Consider the following 16,163-nt stretch of genomic DNA (forward strand, 5'->3'; position numbering starts at 1 on the left):
GTCACGAGCTCAATTCACCGTCACGAAGTGAAACACCTTACCTGAATTGACGTAGGAATATTCCTCACCGGGAACATCGCTGCGTTTGTAAACGGGACCACACTCGGGGCGTCCAAACGAATTCTCGCTCTGCTCACATAAGACGTCATGATCGACGTAGACTCTTAGCGTGAGCATTCGCGTCATCGTGCGGAAGCCCGCTGTGCCATCCTGTGCGACCTGCATGATGGCAGGTTGACGATCGGGCTCGAGCTGACCCTGCAGTGTATGGCCCAGGACGAGAGAAGCGATCTCTGCGCCGTTCAACCGGTTCTGTTCGTCGGCGGTGAAGTTGAAAGGCCACTCGGGCAAGCCTGCTTGGCGCATGGCGTCGAGGATCAGAGCTAAATCCTCAGCGTTGCGCAAATTGGCATAAAAATGTCGCCATGCAGCTAAGGAGCGCCGCCTAGCAGGGGATTCGGACGTCGAAGTCACGCGGAGGCCCTCGGCGATCGCCGCTTTTGCATCCTGCAAACGGCCGGCGCGAGCGTATGCCGCTGCGAGCAGAATCCGAAAACCACCATCCGCCGGGGCATCGTCGCGGGTACGCTCGAGAGTCTCGATGGCCTTCGCGGTGTCGCCATGAAGGAGAAAGACGAGACCAGCGATTTCCCGGTCCATGGGGGGCAGATTGGGATCGAGCTTCAATGCCGTCTCGACGGCATTGGCCGCCTCGGCGTGATTGCCAGCGAACAACTGCACGTATCCGAGGGCTATATGAGACCCAGCGTCTCCCGGGCCGATTGCAACGGCCCGCTTCGCCGAGGCGATCGCTTCGTCGTAATGGCGATCGATGACCTGCATGATGCCTAGAAGGGCATAGGGCGATGAAAGGTCCGGATCGAGTTCCAATGCCTTGCCTGCCTTTTCATAAGCTCTCTTTCTCGCAAGCGCGCTCTGGGTGATGTCATCGAAGCCAGCCCGCCAAACATAGACACTCGTGCGTGCGTCGGCCGCGAAGGCTTCAGCGAAAGCGGTGTCGACTTCCTCCGCCTTTTCATAGAGCGCAAGTGCTTTCCTCAGACCTGAGCCTCCACCGGAGCGAGCCGCCTGCTCAGCGCGCAGGTAGTTATCGTAGGCTTCAAGATTGGAAGTCGGCGGGCGTGCCATTCGCTCGCTCTCGGCTGCCGAAGCTTGGACGCCGAGCGCCTTGGCGATTTCCCGGCCCATCTCGTCCTGGACTGCAAACACGTCCGCGATGCCGCGATCGAACCGATTAGCCCATAGATTGTTGCCAGTGGCGATATCGATGAGCTGCGCGTTGAGGCGGATTTGATCGCCGGTCCGCCTCACGCTGCCGTCAACGACAAATTGCACGCCAAGGTCACGCCCAACATCTGCCAAAACGAGGGGTTTTCCTTTGTAGGCAAAGACGGAGTTACGGGCGATCACATCGAGCCCGGAAAGCTTCGCAAGGTCGGTGATCAAATCTTCGGTGATGCCGTCGGCAAAATAGTCCTGGCCAGGATCGCCGCTCAGGTTCGTAAACGGCAGTACTGCAATGGATGGCTTTTCGAGCGCGGAGGGCTTTTGCCATTGCCATGCAAAAATGCCTGCAAGCAAGACGATGAGCAGCGCTGCTACTCCTGCCAAAACCATGATGCGCGAACCTGGCCGGCGTGGCGCCGCTAAGATCTTCCCCGCGTCTCCGGGATCGAGCAGAACCCGATAGGCGCGAACCGGATCGGCGATATTCTTGAGGCGCTGCCCTCCGATATCCGCAAAGCCGACATCCACTTTGTGCACCGCGTGATCGAACGCCGTCCCGGAGATGCAAATTCCGCCGGGCTCTGCGATCGCCTGCAGACGGGCTGCGATGTTTACCCCGTCGCCGTAGATATCGTCACCCTCAACGATGATATCACCGAGATTGACACCAATGCGAAACCGGATTTGCCGGGCTTCGGCGGTGCCCTTGTTGCGGTCGGCCATCCGGCGCTGGATTACAGCAGCACACTGGACGGCATCGACGACGCTGGCGAACTCGACGAGCGCGCCGTCGCCCATGAGCTTGATCATGCGGCCGTGGTGCTTCTTGATCTCGGGGTTGATCAGTTCGCGACGGCAGCTCTTGAGTCCCTCGAGCGTGCCTACCTCGTCCTCGCCCATGAGGCGGCTGTAGCCAACCACGTCGGCAGCAAGTATTGCCGTAAGCCGTCGGTCCATACGTGCCGTGCACCTTCCCTGGTCGGTCGTAGCGGCTTTACCTTTCACCCTATTCTAGTCCTGCTTCGGACGCGAGCATGCTTTAGCTATAGCTAGCGGATGGCGGGGTTACTCGGCATACGCAACGCGCCGGTCCTTCCATCCACGAGAGTTCTGAACGGAAAGCTCTCTCGACAAGATGTCTGCTTAGGTCATCAGCGCCGGCTTGGCTGAGTGTCCGCTTGGAGACGCCGAAATGCTCTGGGAATGACCGGAATGGGTCAGATCGCGTCGATGCACGCAGAGTGCCTGAAGGTCCGCTTCCGACTAAGTCGAGCCTCCAAACCTGTCTGTCAGCTTACGGCCCAAATTGAGACGTTCCTCGCCCCGCTGCGTCCGAACCTTGTGTGGACCCGGCACGGCTTCGGCGATGTCGATGTCTGGGCCGTTGAGATGGATGCGGGCAAAAACCCATCGAGGCTCACGGCGCTGAACATCTAGCCGCATCAAGAAGCCGGATATACGTCAGCAGTTGTGACCATCAACCGGATTCAGCTAACCTGTTGCAATCGGGCGGGGTCCTATACGTTCCCACATATGAGTCAGAGCCCGTTTTGCGCGAAAGGCTGGGATTCCCATTCCATGGTAATTGACAGGGAAGGGCAGATGGCGGGACAGGCAGCAAACTTCGCTCGCCGGCCGCGTTGGGCCAATCTACCTTACTAAGCCGACGCCTGGCCGCGCTACATTTGCACCGCGAACTCCTTGATCAGGCCATCCTTCGGCTCAAGCCCCAGCCCCGGCTCCTGCGACACACGCAGATAGCCATCCTCGGGTTGTGGGACGCTCTTGAAGATTGCGTTGTAGGCCATCCACTTGTGGAAATGGTATTCGACCAGTCCGCCGTTCGAAATTCCGGCATGCAACGCGATGTTGTGCGGACCATTGCCGTTGCCGTGCGAGAGCGGGATGTGGAACATCTTGGCAAGGGCGGCGGTGCGGATGGCTGCCGAGTAGCCGCCGTCATTGTTGACGTTGGGCTGAATGTAGTCGACCGCGTCGGCCAGGATCAGGTCGCGCGCGGAGAACTTCTCATTCTCTGCGGCAGCGACCGGGATGGTCGTTTTCGAACGCAGCTCGCGCAGCAGCCTCGGGTCGTTGTAGTAGAGCGGCTCCTCGACGAAGCTGATGTCGAGTTCCTCGCATCGCTTGCACAGTTCCGCTGCCTGGGCCAGATTCATGCGCAGATTGCCGTCCATCGCGAGCTTGACATTCGGGCCGACAGCCTCGCGCATCGCCTTCATGCGGATGTAGTCATCCTTGGGATCGGGAATGGGCTGGCGGCCGACAGTGTTCTTGAGATGGTTGTTGCCGAGTTTGACGAGGTGGGCCGCCTCCGCGGCGAGTTCCTCCGGCGAATAAACGGGGGCGTTATCATAGGCCGCGCCATGCGTGACATAGACCGGCACCTTGTCGCGCGCGCCGCCCAGCAGGTGATGCACCGGCTGGCCGAGCATCTTGCCCTTGATGTCCCATAGCGCGATGTCGATCATCGCCAGCGCCGAGATCAGCGTCCTGCCGAGCGGCCGCTCGAAGCTGGCGCGATCGAACAGCAGGGGAATGCGTTCGGTGCGCATCGGGCTCTCTCCGATGATCGTCGGCGCGATGTATTTGTTGATCAGGTCGATGGCGACGTGGTGGGTGTAGCCGCTGGTCGCCCAACCGATGAGGCCGTCGTTGGTCTCGACCTGGAGAAGCAGTGCGCCTTCCTTGTTCGGCTTGTCGCGATAGGGCGGCGGCGTGATCGGAATGTTGGCGAGCTTGTGCGCTTGGATACGAGCGATCTTGCTCCTGGTCTCGACGACATTGTTGTCCTGTTGGACATAAACATCCTGAAGCACGACTTCCCTCCTTTCCCGACGTTCCGTGCCGGGAAGCCACTGTCTAGCGGAAGCCGAACTTCAGAAAAAATTCAAAAATCCTATCGATTATTCCGAAAATCTGAAGTCGCCTTGATGGCGCCGGCCTTCAGGCCTGGCGCAGCGACATCCGGATCAATTGCGCGAGCCGTTCGGCGGCCGGCGAAAGTTCCTTGCCGCGCTTGCGCACGATGCCGTAGCGGTGAATGAGCTCGGGCTCGACGATCTGGTAGACGCGCGACTGGTTCGGCTTCGCGAAACGGACGATCGACTGGGTGAGGATTGCCGCACCGATGCCGGCCTCGGCCATCGCGACGAGTGTCTCCGCCTGGATGCAGCGGTGCCGCACGTTCAGCGCGATGCCGCGGGCGGCAGCCTCGCGCTCGAACATCGCACCCATCAGCGTGGTGGTGTGGTAGTGTAGCAAGGGCAGGTTGGACAGTTCCGCCAGCGTGATGGTGCGACGATTGTGCGGACACATCCGCGTGGGGATCAGCGCGTGCAGCGGATCGTCGAGCAGCGGCTCGAAATCGAGGTCCGGATCGCCGCAGATCGGGCCTATGCCGAAATCGACGGCCTCGGCCTGTATCACCCGGTAAAGGTCGGCGGACTTAAGTTCCGACAAAAGCATCTTGATTCCCGGATAGTCGCGTTCGAACTCGGCGAGTATGCGCGGCAGATGGGTCGAGGCGATGGTGGGCGCGCAGGCCAGCGCGACTTGGCCGCGCCGGATGGCCAGTGCCTCCTGGACGTTGCGCAAGCCGATGCCGACCTCTTGCAGGCCGCGCTGCGTGCTGGCAAACAATTTGCTTCCTTCAGGCGTGAGCTTGACGTCACGCGTGGTGCGGTTGAACAGCCTGGCGCCGAGTTGGTCCTCGAGCTGCTTTATCTGCATGCTGATGGCGGACTGCGAACGACGTGCCCGGTCGGCGGCCTCCTTGAAGCTGCGGTTTTCGGCGACCAGCATAAAAGTTTGCAGCAGCTTGAGGTTGACTCGCGCCAAAGCGGCCGCATTTGCGTCCAGCGGTGGTTTCGGTTCGCTCATTGGCGTCGCACCCCAAGATCCTCCTTGGCCACGCCGGCGCGGATGGAGTCATGGTTGCAGCCAGGCTGATCAAGCATCGTCGGCCCTCTTCCCGCCTGACGAGACTGCCTCGAAGGCGTCTAGAAGGACGCGCACCAGCCGTCCTGAAGGCGCGCTGCGCGGCCACAACATGCCGATCTCGCGCACCAGCGGCGGGCCGGGCAGCGGCAGGCGCGCGACCGACAGCCCCTCCGGCCATGGCGGCGCCCAGTCGGGCAGAACGGAAACACCGAGACCGTTGCTGACCATCACGGCTATGGCTTCCAACGAATCCAACTCGAGCCACTCCCGGGGCCGAAGCTTCTGGCGGCGCAGCCACTCGTCGGCCAGCCGGCCACCCCAGTTGTTGCGGTCATACCGGATGAAAGGCAGCGTTGCGAGCAACTGTTCCGGATCGCCAGTGGCGAGGGCGCTCGGCGCAAGCAGGATCATAGGCTCGGTCCGAAGCACGCTCCAATGCAGCGATTTTGGGATCGGAAAGGGCGGTCGCACCAATATGGCCGCGTCGATGCTTCCGTCGCCGAGCGCCTGATAGAGATCAGTGGAAGTGCCGGGGAGAACGAAGACCTCGACCGAAGGAACCGTGTCGACAAGGTGCCGCAGGGCGGGCGCAAGGATGCCGGTCAGCGCGGTCGACACGGCGCCGAGTCTCATCTCACCTGATGGCGAATCGGTCTGTGCAAGCGTTTTCAGGTGGCGGATGTCGCCGAGGATTCTGCGGCTTTGTTCCAGAATCGCATGGCCGGCATCGGTGGGCTGCACCACGCGGCCCGCGCGTACCAGCAGCCGTTTGCCGAATTCGTCCTCCAGCGCCTGCATGCGTTGGGCCACGGCGGCCGGCGTGATTGCCAGGCGGCGGGCCGCCTCGGCCAGCGAACCAAGTTCGGCCACGAGCAGGAAGGTTTCGAGAAAGCGTGATTCCATCGATAGAAAAACTATCATCAAATTATACGGCAAGCCATGTTTTCTTCTGTGCACCGTTAATGATAATCCGCCTTGAATTGGAGGGTTTTCTGTGGATCTCGAACTGAAGGGTAAGGTCGCGCTCGTCTTTGGAGCCGGCGGCGGGTTGGGCGGGGCGATTGCGCGGTCGCTGGCCGGCGAAGGCGTGCGCGTGGTCGTCGCCGACATCGACGAAGCGGCTGCGGAAAACACCACCTCGGCTATCAAAGGCGCCGGCAACGAGGCGCTGACAATGGGCTGGGATATCGGCGACCTGTCGTCGATCGAGGGACGCCTGGCCTCGATCGAGAAGGCCTTCGGCTCGGTCGACATTGTGGTAAACAATACGGGCGGCCCGCCGCCGACGCCGGCAGCCGGTCAGTCTTCGCAGGACTGGTCGAAGTTCTTCGACAGCATGGTGCGTTCGGTGATCGCCGTCACCGATGCGGTGCTGCCCGGCATGCGCCGGCGCAAATGGGGCCGCATCATCACCTCGACCTCGTCGGGCGTGGTGACGCCGATCCCAAACCTCGGCATGTCGAACGCGCTCAGAATGGCACTGGTCGGGTGGTCCAAGACGCTGGCGGCCGAAGTCGGCCGCGACGGCATCACCGCCAACATCGTTCTGCCCGGGCGCATCGCCACGGGACGCATCACCTTTCTCGACGAACAGAAAGCCAAGCGCGAAGGGCGCTCGGTCGAGGAAGTAGCCGCTCAAAGCACCGCGTCCATTCCGGTCGGGCGCTATGGCCGGCCGCAGGAATATGGCGATGCGGTCACCTTCCTGGCAAGCCCGCGCGCATCCTATATCACCGGCTCCGTCATTCGCATCGACGGCGGCTTGATCCCCAGCATCTAAGGAGACCCCGATGACCCTCGACCCGAAAGTCGTAGAGACCCTGCAGGGCGTCTCCACCGCGACCCTCACCACGGTCCTCCTGAAGAAGGGCCTGCGCAACGTTTGGATGCGTGGTACCAAGCCTATCCGTCCAGGCCAGCCGCGCGTGGTGGGGCCGGCCTTCACTTTGCGCTTCGTGCCGGCGCGTGAAGACCTCGCCACCCCGGCAAGCTGGGCCTCGCCTATTTCGACCCGTGCGGCGATCGAGGCGATGCCCGAAGGTTGCGTGGCGGTGGCTGACGCAATGGGCGTGCTCGACGCCGGTATTTTCGGTGATATCCTCTGCGCGCGCATGGCCAAACGCAATGTCGCCGCATTGATCACCGACGGCGCGATGCGCGACGCCGCGGGCGTGCTCGGTACCGGCCTCAACGTATGGTGCAACGGCATTTCCGCGCCGCCTTCAGTGGCCGGTCTCACCTTCGTCGGCTGGCAGGAGCCGATCGCATGCGGCGGCGTGGCGATCTTTCCCGACGATATCGTGGTGGTGGACGATGACGGCGCGGTGTTGATCCCCGCGGCATTTCTCGAGCAGGTGCTGGCCGAAGCGCCGGAGCAGGAGACGATGGAAGCGTGGATCATGACCGAGGTCGACCGCGGCGTGCCGCTGCCCGGTCTTTACCCGATGAACGAGGAGACGAAGGCGCGCTATGCCGCTTTCGCGAAGAAGACATGACCTTCGGCGTCGATGCCAAAGGCGTCTACCCGATCGCGGCGACGCCGTTCAATGCGGACATGTCGGTCGACTACGACTCCGTCGACCGGCTGACGGAGTTCTACCAGGATGCCGGCGCCGCCGGCATGACAATCCTCGGCATTCTGGGCGAAGCCCAGAAACTGGAGCCCGAGGAATCGCTGACAATCGCAAGGCGCGTGATCGCGCGCTCGCGTGTGCCTGTCGTGGTTGGAGTGTCCAATCCGAGCTTTGCCGCCATGCGCAGGCTGGCGCGCGAGGTGACGGATGCCGGCGCAGCCGGCGTGATGCTGGCTCCGGCCTCGCACCTGCGCAGCGACGAGCAGATCGCCGCCTATTTCCATCACTGCGTGGAAGCAATCGGTCCGGACGTACCCTGGGCCCTGCAGGATTATCCGCTGACGCTATCGGTGGTCCTGTCGGTGCCGATGATCTCGCGCATAATGAAGGAACATCCGTCCTGCGTCATGCTGAAGGCAGAGGACTGGCCGGGACTTGAGAAAATCTCGGCGATCCGCAAGCTCCAAGCCGCGGGCGACCTGCGGAAATTCTCGATCCTGACGGCCAATGGCGGACTGTTCCTCGACTTCGAGCCGGAACGCGGTTCGGATGGCGCGATGACGGGCTATGCCTTTCCGGACATGCTGGTCGAACTCGATCGGCTGCACCGCGAAGGCCAGCGCGACGCAGCGCACGACCTTTTCGATGCCCACCTGCCGTTGATCCGTTTCGAGCAGCAACAGGGGATTGGCCTGGCGGTGCGCAAATACGTGCTGATGCGGCGCGGCGCCATAACATCGGACGTGCAGCGCAGCCCGCGCTCGTCGCTGACGCCGGCCGGTCGATCCGAAGTCGACTACCTACTGGAACGGTTGGCTCGAAAGGACCCACGCGCAAGGCTGTGACGATGCATGCCGAGCGCCTGCCGCGGGATACGCGTGGGGCAATGATTGTATCGGGCCCGGATCATTGTGACCGCTCCTCGATCCGATCGACGATCATCTTCGCGATGGGCATGGCGGACGTCGCCGCGGGCGACGGCGCGTTGCAGACATGCAACTGGCGCGGGCTGTCGAGGAAGAGGAAATCGTGCACCAGCGTGCCATCGGCCAGAACCGCCTGCGCACGGATGCCGGCGCCTGGTTGGCCAAGGTCCGGGAGTTCGAGCGAAGGGCAGTATTTACGGCACTGCTCCAGGTAGCCGCGGCGGAAAATCGAGTTGCGGAACTCGTCGATCCCTGACGTGAGGTTCTTGCGGGCCATTTTCCAGAAGCCGCCGAAGGTGAGCATCTGGGTGACATCGCCCAGGTCGATGCTGCCCTTCTTGTAGCCTTCGCGATGGAAGCCCAGCACGGCGTTGGGCCCGACTGTCACCCGTCCGTCAATCATGCGCGTCAGGTGGATGCCGAGGAACGGCAGATCCGGATCAGGGATCGGGTAGATCAAGTGCTTGACGATCGTCGATTTCGCGTCGGGCAATGTGTAATATTCGCCACGGAACGGCACGATCTGGTGGGTGGGATTGAGCCCTGCAAGCCTCGCCAGGCGATCCGACTGCAGCCCGGCGCAGGCAACAAGCTGCTCGGCGCGGATCGTTTCGCCACGATCGGTGGTCACCACCACGCCAGTGTCGTCTTCAGAGATGCCTTTGACGCGGGTGCCGGTCATCAGCTTGGCACCATTCGCCTTGAGACCCTCGGCCAGAGCGTCGCAGATCAGCTTATAGTTGATAATGCCGGTCGACGGCACGAGCAACGCGCCCAGGCCAGCGATGTTTGGCTCGATCTCACGCAGACGCACCGCGCTTACCTCCTCGAAGCCAATGCCATTCTCCAAAGCGCGATGCTTCAGCGCTTCCATGCGCTCCATCTCGACCGGGCTGGTGCCGACAAGCAGCTTGCCGCACACCTCGAACGGAATGTTGTTGTCTCGCGCGAAGGCTTTCGTCGCCTTCGCCCCCTCGCGGCAGAGCTTCGCCTTCAAGGAGCCGGGGGCGTAGTAGATGCCGGCATGGATGACGCCGCTGTTGTGGCCGGTCTGGTGCTCGCCGAAACCGGCCTCCTTTTCGATGACCAGGATGCGAGCCGCCGGATCGCGAGCCAGGATATCGGAGGCGGTGGCAAGCCCGACGATGCCGCCGCCAACGATGCAATATTGAAATGTCATATACCGCAGTCCTGTCAGACCTCAGCCTCGTCCGCGGCGATCTTCTTGCGCCCGGTCAGCTTGAGGAAAAGTGGGATCGAGAGCACGAGAATCGTGGCGATGAACAGCCCCAGCGCAATGGGCCGCTCGATGAAGACGAGCAAGTCGCCCTGCGATTGGATCAGCGTGCGGCGGATGTTGCGCTCCAGCAGCGGTCCTAGCACCAGGCCGAGGATCAGCGGCACGGCCGGATAGTCGAGCCTGGCAAGGATGATTCCGGCACCGCCTGCCAGGATGGTCAGCATCACATTGAACGTCGAATTGTCGATGGCGAAGACACCGTAGACGACGATCGCAATGACGATTGGATAGAGATAGGCTGTCGGAACGAAAAGCGCCGCCGCCAGCAGCGGAGTCAGCAACAGCGTCAAGAACACAAGTGCAAGGTTGCCGATGGCGAAAGAGCCAAACACCGACCAGACAAACTGCGGATTCTCGGTGAACAGCAGCGGGCCCGGCTGCAGGCCGATCATGATCAACCCGCCCATCATCACCGCCGTGGTCGCCGAGCCCGGGATGCCAAGCGTGAACAGCGGAATCATCGCGCCGTAGGACGCTGAATTGTTGGCCGCCTCCGGCGCTGCCACGCCCTCGACGATGCCGGTGCCATATTTTTCGGGCGTCGGCGACAGGCGCTTGGCGAGTGCGTAAGAGAGCATGGTCGCTGCCGAGGCGCCGACGCCGGGGAGGACGCCCACGAAGAAGCCGAGCACCGACCCTTGCAGCAGTTGCCAGCGTGTCTGAACGGCATCGCTCATCCTCGGCAACAGCGATGCGAAAGTGTATTTGGCAACCGGCTTGTCCACATTCGCCTCCAGGGAGGTGAAGATCGCGGTAAGCCCGAACAGGCCGACAGCGACGATGGAGAAGTCGAGCCCATCGAACAGGTTCATCGACCCGCCGGTATAGCGCGGCAAGGCGGAAATGGGATCGAGTCCCACCATGCCCAGCCACAAGCCCAGCGCCAACGCGACGAAACCCTTGAAGGCGTTGCGGCCGCCCAACACGCTGAGCAGCGAAAGCGCAAAACACATCATCGCCGTCATCTCGGTCGGGCCAAAGGCGAGTGCATAGCGAGATACCGGAACCGAAAGAGCCACCAGCCCGGCTATGCCGAGAAGGCCGCCGACGAAGGAGGCGAAGACGCTCGTCCCCAGCGCCCGCCCGGCCTCGCCTTTCTGGGCCATCGGATAGCCATCGATGACCGTCATCACGGAAGGCGCGTCGCCGGGAATGCCGAGCAGGATCGACGTGATGGCGCCGCCGAACATCGAGCCATAGTAAACACCACCGAGGCACGCGATTGCCGCGACGCCGCCGAAGCCTGCCGCCACCGGCAGCATGATCGCAACACCGGCGGTCGGTCCGAGGCCAGGAAGCGCACCGATCAGCAAGCCGACCACAGCGCCCAGTATGGTGCAGGCGAAGATCGCCGGATCGGTGGCGGCGAGAATTCCGTCCCACAGCAGCGCAAGCGTTTCCATCGCGGTACCTCTCTTGGGTGGCCATTAGATCGGTTCATCGTTTCACGGAAACGCCGAACCGCTACATCTCTTTGTTTTGACGCAATTCCGGACGGAAAACCGTTTCACGCTTTTCCTGGAATTGCTCTAGAAGCCGAGCGGTCCCCTGGGGGTCGGCACGCCCAGGAGATTTTGGAACAGCAGCAGAAGGATGATCGGCGTGATCACCGACACCGCCGCAAGCTTGACAAAGAAAACCGGCCCCGGCTCGGTCCGCAGAGCCAGGCCGATCGCTGCCATGGCCAGCATGGTGGCGATCATCATGCCGAGATACGGCGTCAGCCAGACAGCGATGAGCAGCGCCGCGATCACGACCCCGGCTTTTGCCGCCTCGCGGCCCGATATGCCCGGGCCAAGCTTCTCAATCCCGCCAAGCGCCCGGAATAGATTTATTGCGCTGAGCAGTGCGATCGACGAGCCAATGATGATGGGGAAGAGACCGGCCCCGGGCGTGGTGCCCTGCATCAGGCCATAACCGATGCCTGTGTAGATCAGCCAAAGACCGAAGATTATCAGCAGTGCGGCGACCAGTAGGTCGAGCCGTTGAACGCTCATCGCTTTCCTCCTCGCGACGGATGGGAGCCACCATTTCGGGTGGCTCCGAGCAACGTCACTATTTGATGATGCCGAGTTCCTTCATCATCGTCTCGTAGCGCGCGTTGGTGCGCTCGAGCACTTCCTTGAAGCCTTTCGCGTCGACATAGTCCGGGATGTCGTGGAAGCGGTCGATATACTGCTTCTTCCACTGCTCGCTGGTCGCAACCTTTTGCAGGATGCCCTCCCAGTAGGTCACGACTTCCGGTGGAACGTCCGCGGGCATGACCAGTCCGCGAAGCTGGGTGTGCAAAATCTCGCCATAGCCGAGTTCCTTGAAGGTCGGGATGTCGGGGAAGGCCGGCGAGCGCTCGGCCGACGTGATCGCAAGTGGCCGCAGCTTGCCGGCCTTCATCTGCGCCATCGCTTCGGATGGGTTGAGAAAGCCGACGTTTACATGTCCGCCAAGCAGCGCCGCCATCACCTCGCCCTCACCGTCGAACGGCACGGAGTCAATCTGGATGCCGAGCGCGTTGGACGTCATCTTGGCCAGCAGTGCCGCGTCGGAGACGACGCCCGTCGTACCGGTGGTGAAGCGCGGCGTCTTCTTCAGGTCGTCAAGCTTCTGGTATTCGCTAGAGGTAGGAACAACCATGATGTATGGCGACTGCGCGATCGCAGCGAGTGGAGTGAAGTCCTTGTAGCTCACCGGCGAGCCACCCAGGAGTGGCGTTGTGAAAAAGCTGACGCTGACGGTCGCCAGATGATAGGGATCACCCTTTTCCTTGGCGACTACACTGTAGCCGACCGCGCCCGAGCCGCCTGTACGGTTCTCAGGCAGGATCTTCACAGGGATCAGCTTCATCTCCTCGATCACGCCGGCGATGGTGCGGGCGAGCGTATCGCTGCCGCCGCCGGCGCCGAACGGGATTATCATTTTGATGTCCTTGTCCGGATACTCCGCTGCAGCGGCGCTGACCGCGATGGCCGCAGCTGTGAGCAATCCGAGGCCGACGGCGCGACCGTGGTTGACGAAGTTCGAGAGTCCGTAGGTCATAGTCATTTCCTCCCAGTTAGAACTTGGAACAGCACCGGAACCGGTCGAACCATTTTTGGCGGTCCCGGGGCTGCGATTGTCAGGCGTTCTTCTTTTCGATGGTTTCGCGCAGCAGGTAGCCGTGCGCATCACGACCGGTGAACTGGCTGCCTTTGGGATCCCTGACTCGGGCATCCTTCAGCGCTTCGTAATTCGGCGTGAAGCCAAGGCCCGGCGCGTCCGGGATTGTCATCTTGCCGTTCACGGGGTCGGGCGTGCCGTTGAAGAAATGTTTTCCGGTCATCCACATGCCGTAGTGGAATTCGACCGGGCCGCCATTCATCACGCCCGCCAGAATGTGCATGTTGAAAATCGGCCAGCCGCCGCCATTGGCCATCGGCAGATTGAAGGCCTGGGCGAGGTGCGCCACTTTGAGCGCCTCGGTGTAGCCGCCATTGTAGAGGACGTTCGGCTGCAGCACGTCCACCGCGTGGTGGACGACGAGTTCGCGGAAGCGCCAGCGGTTGCCTTCCATCTGGCCGGCGGCGATTGGAATCTTGACGCGGCTGCGCAGGTCGGCAAGCGCACGCGCGTCGTTCTGCTGGATCGGTTCCTCGAACCATTTCAGGTTCGCGTCTTCCACAGCCTTCGCCAGCATGAAGGCGTCATGCGGGTTGAAGTAGCAGTTGGCGTCGATCATGAGGTCGACGTCGGGGCCGATTGCCTCGCGTGCGGCATAGACGCGACGCACGTCGTCCTTCCAGGTACGCGTCGGCTCGCCGCCGACGACCATCTTCAGCATGGTGTGCCCGTCGGCCAGAAACTTCTTGGCGTAGTCGGCGATCTGCTGCTCGTCGAAGAACGGGTAGCCAAACGTCGCATAGGTGTAGGCCTCGCGGGAATAGCCGCCCAGAAGCTCCGAGACCGACTTGCCGACAATCTTGCCCTGGAGGTCCCACAGCGCGATGTCGATCGCCGAGAGAGCGTTGGAAATGACACCGGTATAGGCGCGGTTGTTGAGCTGCTTCCATACTTTGGAGTGGATAGCCTCGGTGTGGAAGACATCCATGCCCTTGATCAACGGAAATATATGATCCTCGATGCAGGGCATGGTCGACCAAGGCAGGAACTGGCCGGTGCAGCCGAGCCCCTTGAGGCCCGTGTCGGTCTCGACCTCGACAAAGACGAACATGCGAGATTCGATGGATTCGCCAATGCCAGGCAAATCGATCTCATGGCGATGCAGGCTGGCTGTGATGTTTGCAATTTTCAAGTTAGGTCTCCTTGGGACAAATGGGTCATATGGCGGCCGCGGCGGCCGCCGTTGTTTCGATGGACGCTTCCCAGCGCGCCTTGCCGTTAAGGACGTGCTCGCTCCCGCGGCGCCGAGCGAGCTCAGCGTCACCGCATTCGATCGCCTCGACGATTGAGCGATGCTCCAGATTTGTCTGGCCGGGCGATGACAGAGAGCGCCGCAAGGAATGGGTCTCCCGGATCAGGTCGTTGTAGACACGATGCGCGCAGGAGTGGTCGGCTATGCGGCCGATCAGTTGATGAAGCTCGAGATTGATCTCGTAGTAGTGCGCGATCCTGCCGGCGGCGATCGCTATGTCCATGTCGGCGATCAGGCGCTTGAGCTTTGCCACGTCGGAGGCGGTGCGCCGTTCCGCGGCCTGAGCGCACATCAATCCGGTGAGCAATGAGCGCACATCGTAGTTTTCGGCGATCTCGCGGTGGGACATTTCACGTACGAAAACACCGCGCGCCGGGACGAACACAAGAAGCCCCGCCTCGACCAGCGCACGCGTCGCCTCGCGCACCGGCGCACGGCTTACCGCCATCTGCTCGGCAAGCACCGCCTCCTTGATTCTGCTGCCGGGCTGCATGTCCCCCGCGAGGATCATTCGTTCGATTTCGGCGTAGACGCGAACGGCAAGACTTGCGGTTCGCTCGATCGGCCTTGCTGCAAAAGTCATGCCTTGCCCCTCGTTTCCTTGCCGTCAGTAAACTGAAAACTGTCGACAGTAAAATCGAGGGGAGAAAGCACCCAGTCCGCGCCGGATTCCTGCGCAATTTGATACAAGCGTCGATGGAGGCCGGGCCCGATGGGTAGTCCGGTCTTCTCGCGCTCGGCGCGGACCCTGCGCTCAGGGTCGCCCGCCACCTGGACAGGCTTTACCGGGTCCACGGGGGGTGTTGCGCGCAGATCGTCGCAGAAGCGGGCAACGTCGGCGCGGAAGTCTGCAATCGGACGGAACAAGGCGGGGTTGATGGCCATGAAGAAGTGACCGACATCGAGGCCCCATGGCTGTTTCGAATGGTTGGGATCGGTGATCAGTGTGGAGCCGGACAGGCACGAGGCGAGGATATTGACCATCGCAGCCAGCCCGTAACCCTTGTAGCCGGCGCTCTCCGCCGCGCCGCCCAGCGGCGACAGGAAGCCTCCCTCCATCACCGCTTTCGGGTCGAGCGTCGGCACGCCCTTCCCGTCCATGCCCCAGCCCGACGGCATGAGTTGGCCTTCGACGATCTTGTTCCGGACCTTGCCGGACGCCACCGTCGTCGTGGCCATGTCGAGCACGAAGGGCCGGCCGGGCTCGGCGGGGGCGGCGAAGGACCACGGGTCGGTGCCGAAGCGCGCCGCCGCGCCGCCGGTCGGCGGAACCCGAATGCCGAATACGCTGGTGGCGGCGATGCCAATCAGATCGTGATCGGTGGCCTTGGTGGTGAAGTAGCCCAGCGCGCCGAAATGACCGGAATTGCGGACCGACACCACGCCGACGCCGGCTGCCCTTGCCTTGGCGATCGCGGTTTCCATCGCTCGTATGGCGGGATCGTGGCCGAGGCCGCCGTCCCCGTCGAGCAGGGCGCTGACCGCCGTCTCCTGCACGATTGCGGGCTTCGACTGAAAGTTGATCGGCCGCGTCTGCCGTCGTTCGTTGTATTCGACCAACAGCGCGATGCCGTGGCTTTCGAGGCCATGGAGATCGGCCCAGGCCAGCACGTCCGCCGATTTCTCCGCCTTCTCCGCAGGCATGCCCCAGGCGCGGAAAATGCTCATCGCCTGACGGCGGTGCGTCTCGAAATCATGCCTCATCCTGACCTCCCGGGGAAGGCTGCGCCATGATCGACAGCCATCCGAGG

General features: G+C 62.3%; 15 protein-coding genes. 4 read left to right on the plus strand and 11 right to left on the minus strand.

The genetic code is table 11. From position 1 onward, the window contains the following. Positions 1 to 9: 9 nt before the first annotated feature. Positions 10 to 2,205, minus strand: a complete 2,196-nt coding sequence (locus EJ075_RS21345) for an adenylate/guanylate cyclase domain-containing protein (protein ID WP_126105633.1) — start codon at positions 2,203 to 2,205, stop codon at positions 10 to 12. Between the two features lie 255 nt (positions 2,206 to 2,460). Here EJ075_RS21345 and EJ075_RS21350 point away from each other — a divergent pair, with 255 nt between their 5' ends. Then, positions 2,461 to 2,685 (plus strand): hypothetical protein, encoded by a 225-nt coding sequence (locus tag EJ075_RS21350; RefSeq protein ID WP_126105634.1) that lies wholly within the window; start codon positions 2,461 to 2,463, stop codon positions 2,683 to 2,685. 242 nt (positions 2,686 to 2,927) lie between these two features. Here the strand turns inward: EJ075_RS21350 and EJ075_RS21355 are convergent, their stop codons facing one another. The 3 genes from EJ075_RS21355 to EJ075_RS21365 all read right to left on the minus strand — a co-directional run bounded on the left by EJ075_RS21355 (position 2,928) and on the right by EJ075_RS21365 (position 6,111). Further along, positions 2,928 to 4,085 carry a mandelate racemase/muconate lactonizing enzyme family protein gene (locus tag EJ075_RS21355; protein WP_126105635.1) on the minus strand — a complete coding sequence of 386 codons (1,158 nt, stop codon included), beginning with the start codon at positions 4,083 to 4,085 and terminating at the stop codon, positions 2,928 to 2,930. A gap of 127 nt (positions 4,086 to 4,212) precedes the next feature. Next, on the minus strand, positions 4,213 to 5,148 hold the full coding sequence (locus tag EJ075_RS21360; RefSeq protein WP_126105636.1) for a LysR family transcriptional regulator: 936 nt from the start codon (positions 5,146 to 5,148) through the stop codon (positions 4,213 to 4,215). Between the two features lie 69 nt (positions 5,149 to 5,217). Continuing rightward, positions 5,218 to 6,111 (minus strand): LysR family transcriptional regulator, encoded by an 894-nt coding sequence (locus EJ075_RS21365; protein ID WP_126105637.1) that lies wholly within the window; start codon positions 6,109 to 6,111, stop codon positions 5,218 to 5,220. 91 nt (positions 6,112 to 6,202) lie between these two features. Here EJ075_RS21365 and EJ075_RS21370 point away from each other — a divergent pair, with 91 nt between their 5' ends. Genes EJ075_RS21370 through EJ075_RS21380 form a run of 3 tightly spaced genes read left to right on the plus strand, consistent with a single transcriptional unit; the run spans position 6,203 to position 8,626 of the window. Beyond that, positions 6,203 to 6,988 carry an SDR family oxidoreductase gene (locus EJ075_RS21370; protein ID WP_126105638.1) on the plus strand — a complete coding sequence of 262 codons (786 nt, stop codon included), beginning with the start codon at positions 6,203 to 6,205 and terminating at the stop codon, positions 6,986 to 6,988. Between the two features lie 10 nt (positions 6,989 to 6,998). Continuing rightward, on the plus strand, positions 6,999 to 7,703 hold the full coding sequence (locus EJ075_RS21375; protein WP_126105639.1) for a ribonuclease activity regulator RraA: 705 nt from the start codon (positions 6,999 to 7,001) through the stop codon (positions 7,701 to 7,703). After that, on the plus strand, positions 7,700 to 8,626 hold the full coding sequence (locus EJ075_RS21380) for a dihydrodipicolinate synthase family protein (RefSeq protein ID WP_126105640.1): 927 nt from the start codon (positions 7,700 to 7,702) through the stop codon (positions 8,624 to 8,626). The genes EJ075_RS21375 and EJ075_RS21380 overlap by 4 nt, the downstream gene beginning before the upstream one ends. Before the next feature lie 61 nt (positions 8,627 to 8,687). On the opposite strand, the gene lhgO is transcribed toward EJ075_RS21380, so the two are convergent. The 7 genes from lhgO to EJ075_RS21415 form a co-directional block, all read right to left on the minus strand. After that, positions 8,688 to 9,887 (minus strand): L-2-hydroxyglutarate oxidase, encoded by a 1,200-nt coding sequence (gene lhgO, locus EJ075_RS21385; protein WP_126105641.1) that lies wholly within the window; start codon positions 9,885 to 9,887, stop codon positions 8,688 to 8,690. Between the two features lie 14 nt (positions 9,888 to 9,901). Continuing rightward, positions 9,902 to 11,410, minus strand: coding sequence for a tripartite tricarboxylate transporter permease (locus tag EJ075_RS21390; protein ID WP_126105642.1), 1,509 nt, complete (start codon positions 11,408 to 11,410; stop codon positions 9,902 to 9,904). Positions 11,411 to 11,536: 126 nt separating this feature from the next. Continuing rightward, complete coding sequence (locus EJ075_RS21395; protein ID WP_126105643.1) at positions 11,537 to 12,004, minus strand: tripartite tricarboxylate transporter TctB family protein; 468 nt, start codon at positions 12,002 to 12,004, stop codon at positions 11,537 to 11,539. A 58-nt stretch (positions 12,005 to 12,062) separates the two neighbouring features. After that, positions 12,063 to 13,040: a tripartite tricarboxylate transporter substrate binding protein gene (locus EJ075_RS21400; RefSeq protein WP_126105644.1), complete on the minus strand. Its 978-nt coding sequence runs from the start codon at positions 13,038 to 13,040 to the stop codon at positions 12,063 to 12,065. Between the two features lie 79 nt (positions 13,041 to 13,119). Beyond that, a complete protein-coding gene (locus EJ075_RS21405; RefSeq protein WP_126105645.1) occupies positions 13,120 to 14,292 on the minus strand; it encodes a mandelate racemase/muconate lactonizing enzyme family protein in 1,173 nt (390 codons plus the stop codon). Between the two features lie 25 nt (positions 14,293 to 14,317). Further along, the gene (locus tag EJ075_RS21410; protein ID WP_126105646.1) at positions 14,318 to 14,995 is read right to left on the minus strand and encodes a GntR family transcriptional regulator; all 678 of its coding nucleotides are present in this window, start codon (positions 14,993 to 14,995) and stop codon (positions 14,318 to 14,320) included. Next, positions 14,992 to 16,116: an Ldh family oxidoreductase gene (locus tag EJ075_RS21415; protein ID WP_126105647.1), complete on the minus strand. Its 1,125-nt coding sequence runs from the start codon at positions 16,114 to 16,116 to the stop codon at positions 14,992 to 14,994. The genes EJ075_RS21410 and EJ075_RS21415 overlap by 4 nt, the downstream gene beginning before the upstream one ends. Positions 16,117 to 16,163: the final 47 nt, after the last annotated feature.

Origin of the sequence: Mesorhizobium sp. M6A.T.Cr.TU.016.01.1.1 (genome assembly GCF_003952585.1) — a bacterium.
Classification (GTDB): Bacteria; Pseudomonadota; Alphaproteobacteria; order Rhizobiales; family Rhizobiaceae; genus Mesorhizobium; species Mesorhizobium mediterraneum.

Excerpts from the sequence above, each read along its gene's own strand:
- lhgO (WP_126105641.1), bottom strand. The coding sequence starts at position 9,887 with ATGACATTTCAATATTGCATCGTTGGCGGCGGCATCGTCGGGCTTGCC.
- EJ075_RS21345 (WP_126105633.1), bottom strand. The coding sequence starts at position 2,205 with ATGGACCGACGGCTTACGGCAATACTTGCTGCCGACGTGGTTGGCTAC.
- EJ075_RS21410 (WP_126105646.1), bottom strand. The coding sequence starts at position 14,995 with ATGACTTTTGCAGCAAGGCCGATCGAGCGAACCGCAAGTCTTGCCGTT.
- EJ075_RS21395 (WP_126105643.1), bottom strand. The coding sequence starts at position 12,004 with ATGAGCGTTCAACGGCTCGACCTACTGGTCGCCGCACTGCTGATAATC.
- EJ075_RS21380 (WP_126105640.1), top strand. The coding sequence starts at position 7,700 with ATGACCTTCGGCGTCGATGCCAAAGGCGTCTACCCGATCGCGGCGACG.
- EJ075_RS21375 (WP_126105639.1), top strand. The coding sequence starts at position 6,999 with ATGACCCTCGACCCGAAAGTCGTAGAGACCCTGCAGGGCGTCTCCACC.
- EJ075_RS21365 (WP_126105637.1), bottom strand. The coding sequence starts at position 6,111 with ATGGAATCACGCTTTCTCGAAACCTTCCTGCTCGTGGCCGAACTTGGT.
- EJ075_RS21350 (WP_126105634.1), top strand. The coding sequence starts at position 2,461 with ATGGGTCAGATCGCGTCGATGCACGCAGAGTGCCTGAAGGTCCGCTTC.
- EJ075_RS21390 (WP_126105642.1), bottom strand. The coding sequence starts at position 11,410 with ATGGAAACGCTTGCGCTGCTGTGGGACGGAATTCTCGCCGCCACCGAT.
- EJ075_RS21400 (WP_126105644.1), bottom strand. The coding sequence starts at position 13,040 with ATGACCTACGGACTCTCGAACTTCGTCAACCACGGTCGCGCCGTCGGC.
- EJ075_RS21415 (WP_126105647.1), bottom strand. The coding sequence starts at position 16,116 with ATGAGGCATGATTTCGAGACGCACCGCCGTCAGGCGATGAGCATTTTC.
- EJ075_RS21360 (WP_126105636.1), bottom strand. The coding sequence starts at position 5,148 with ATGAGCGAACCGAAACCACCGCTGGACGCAAATGCGGCCGCTTTGGCG.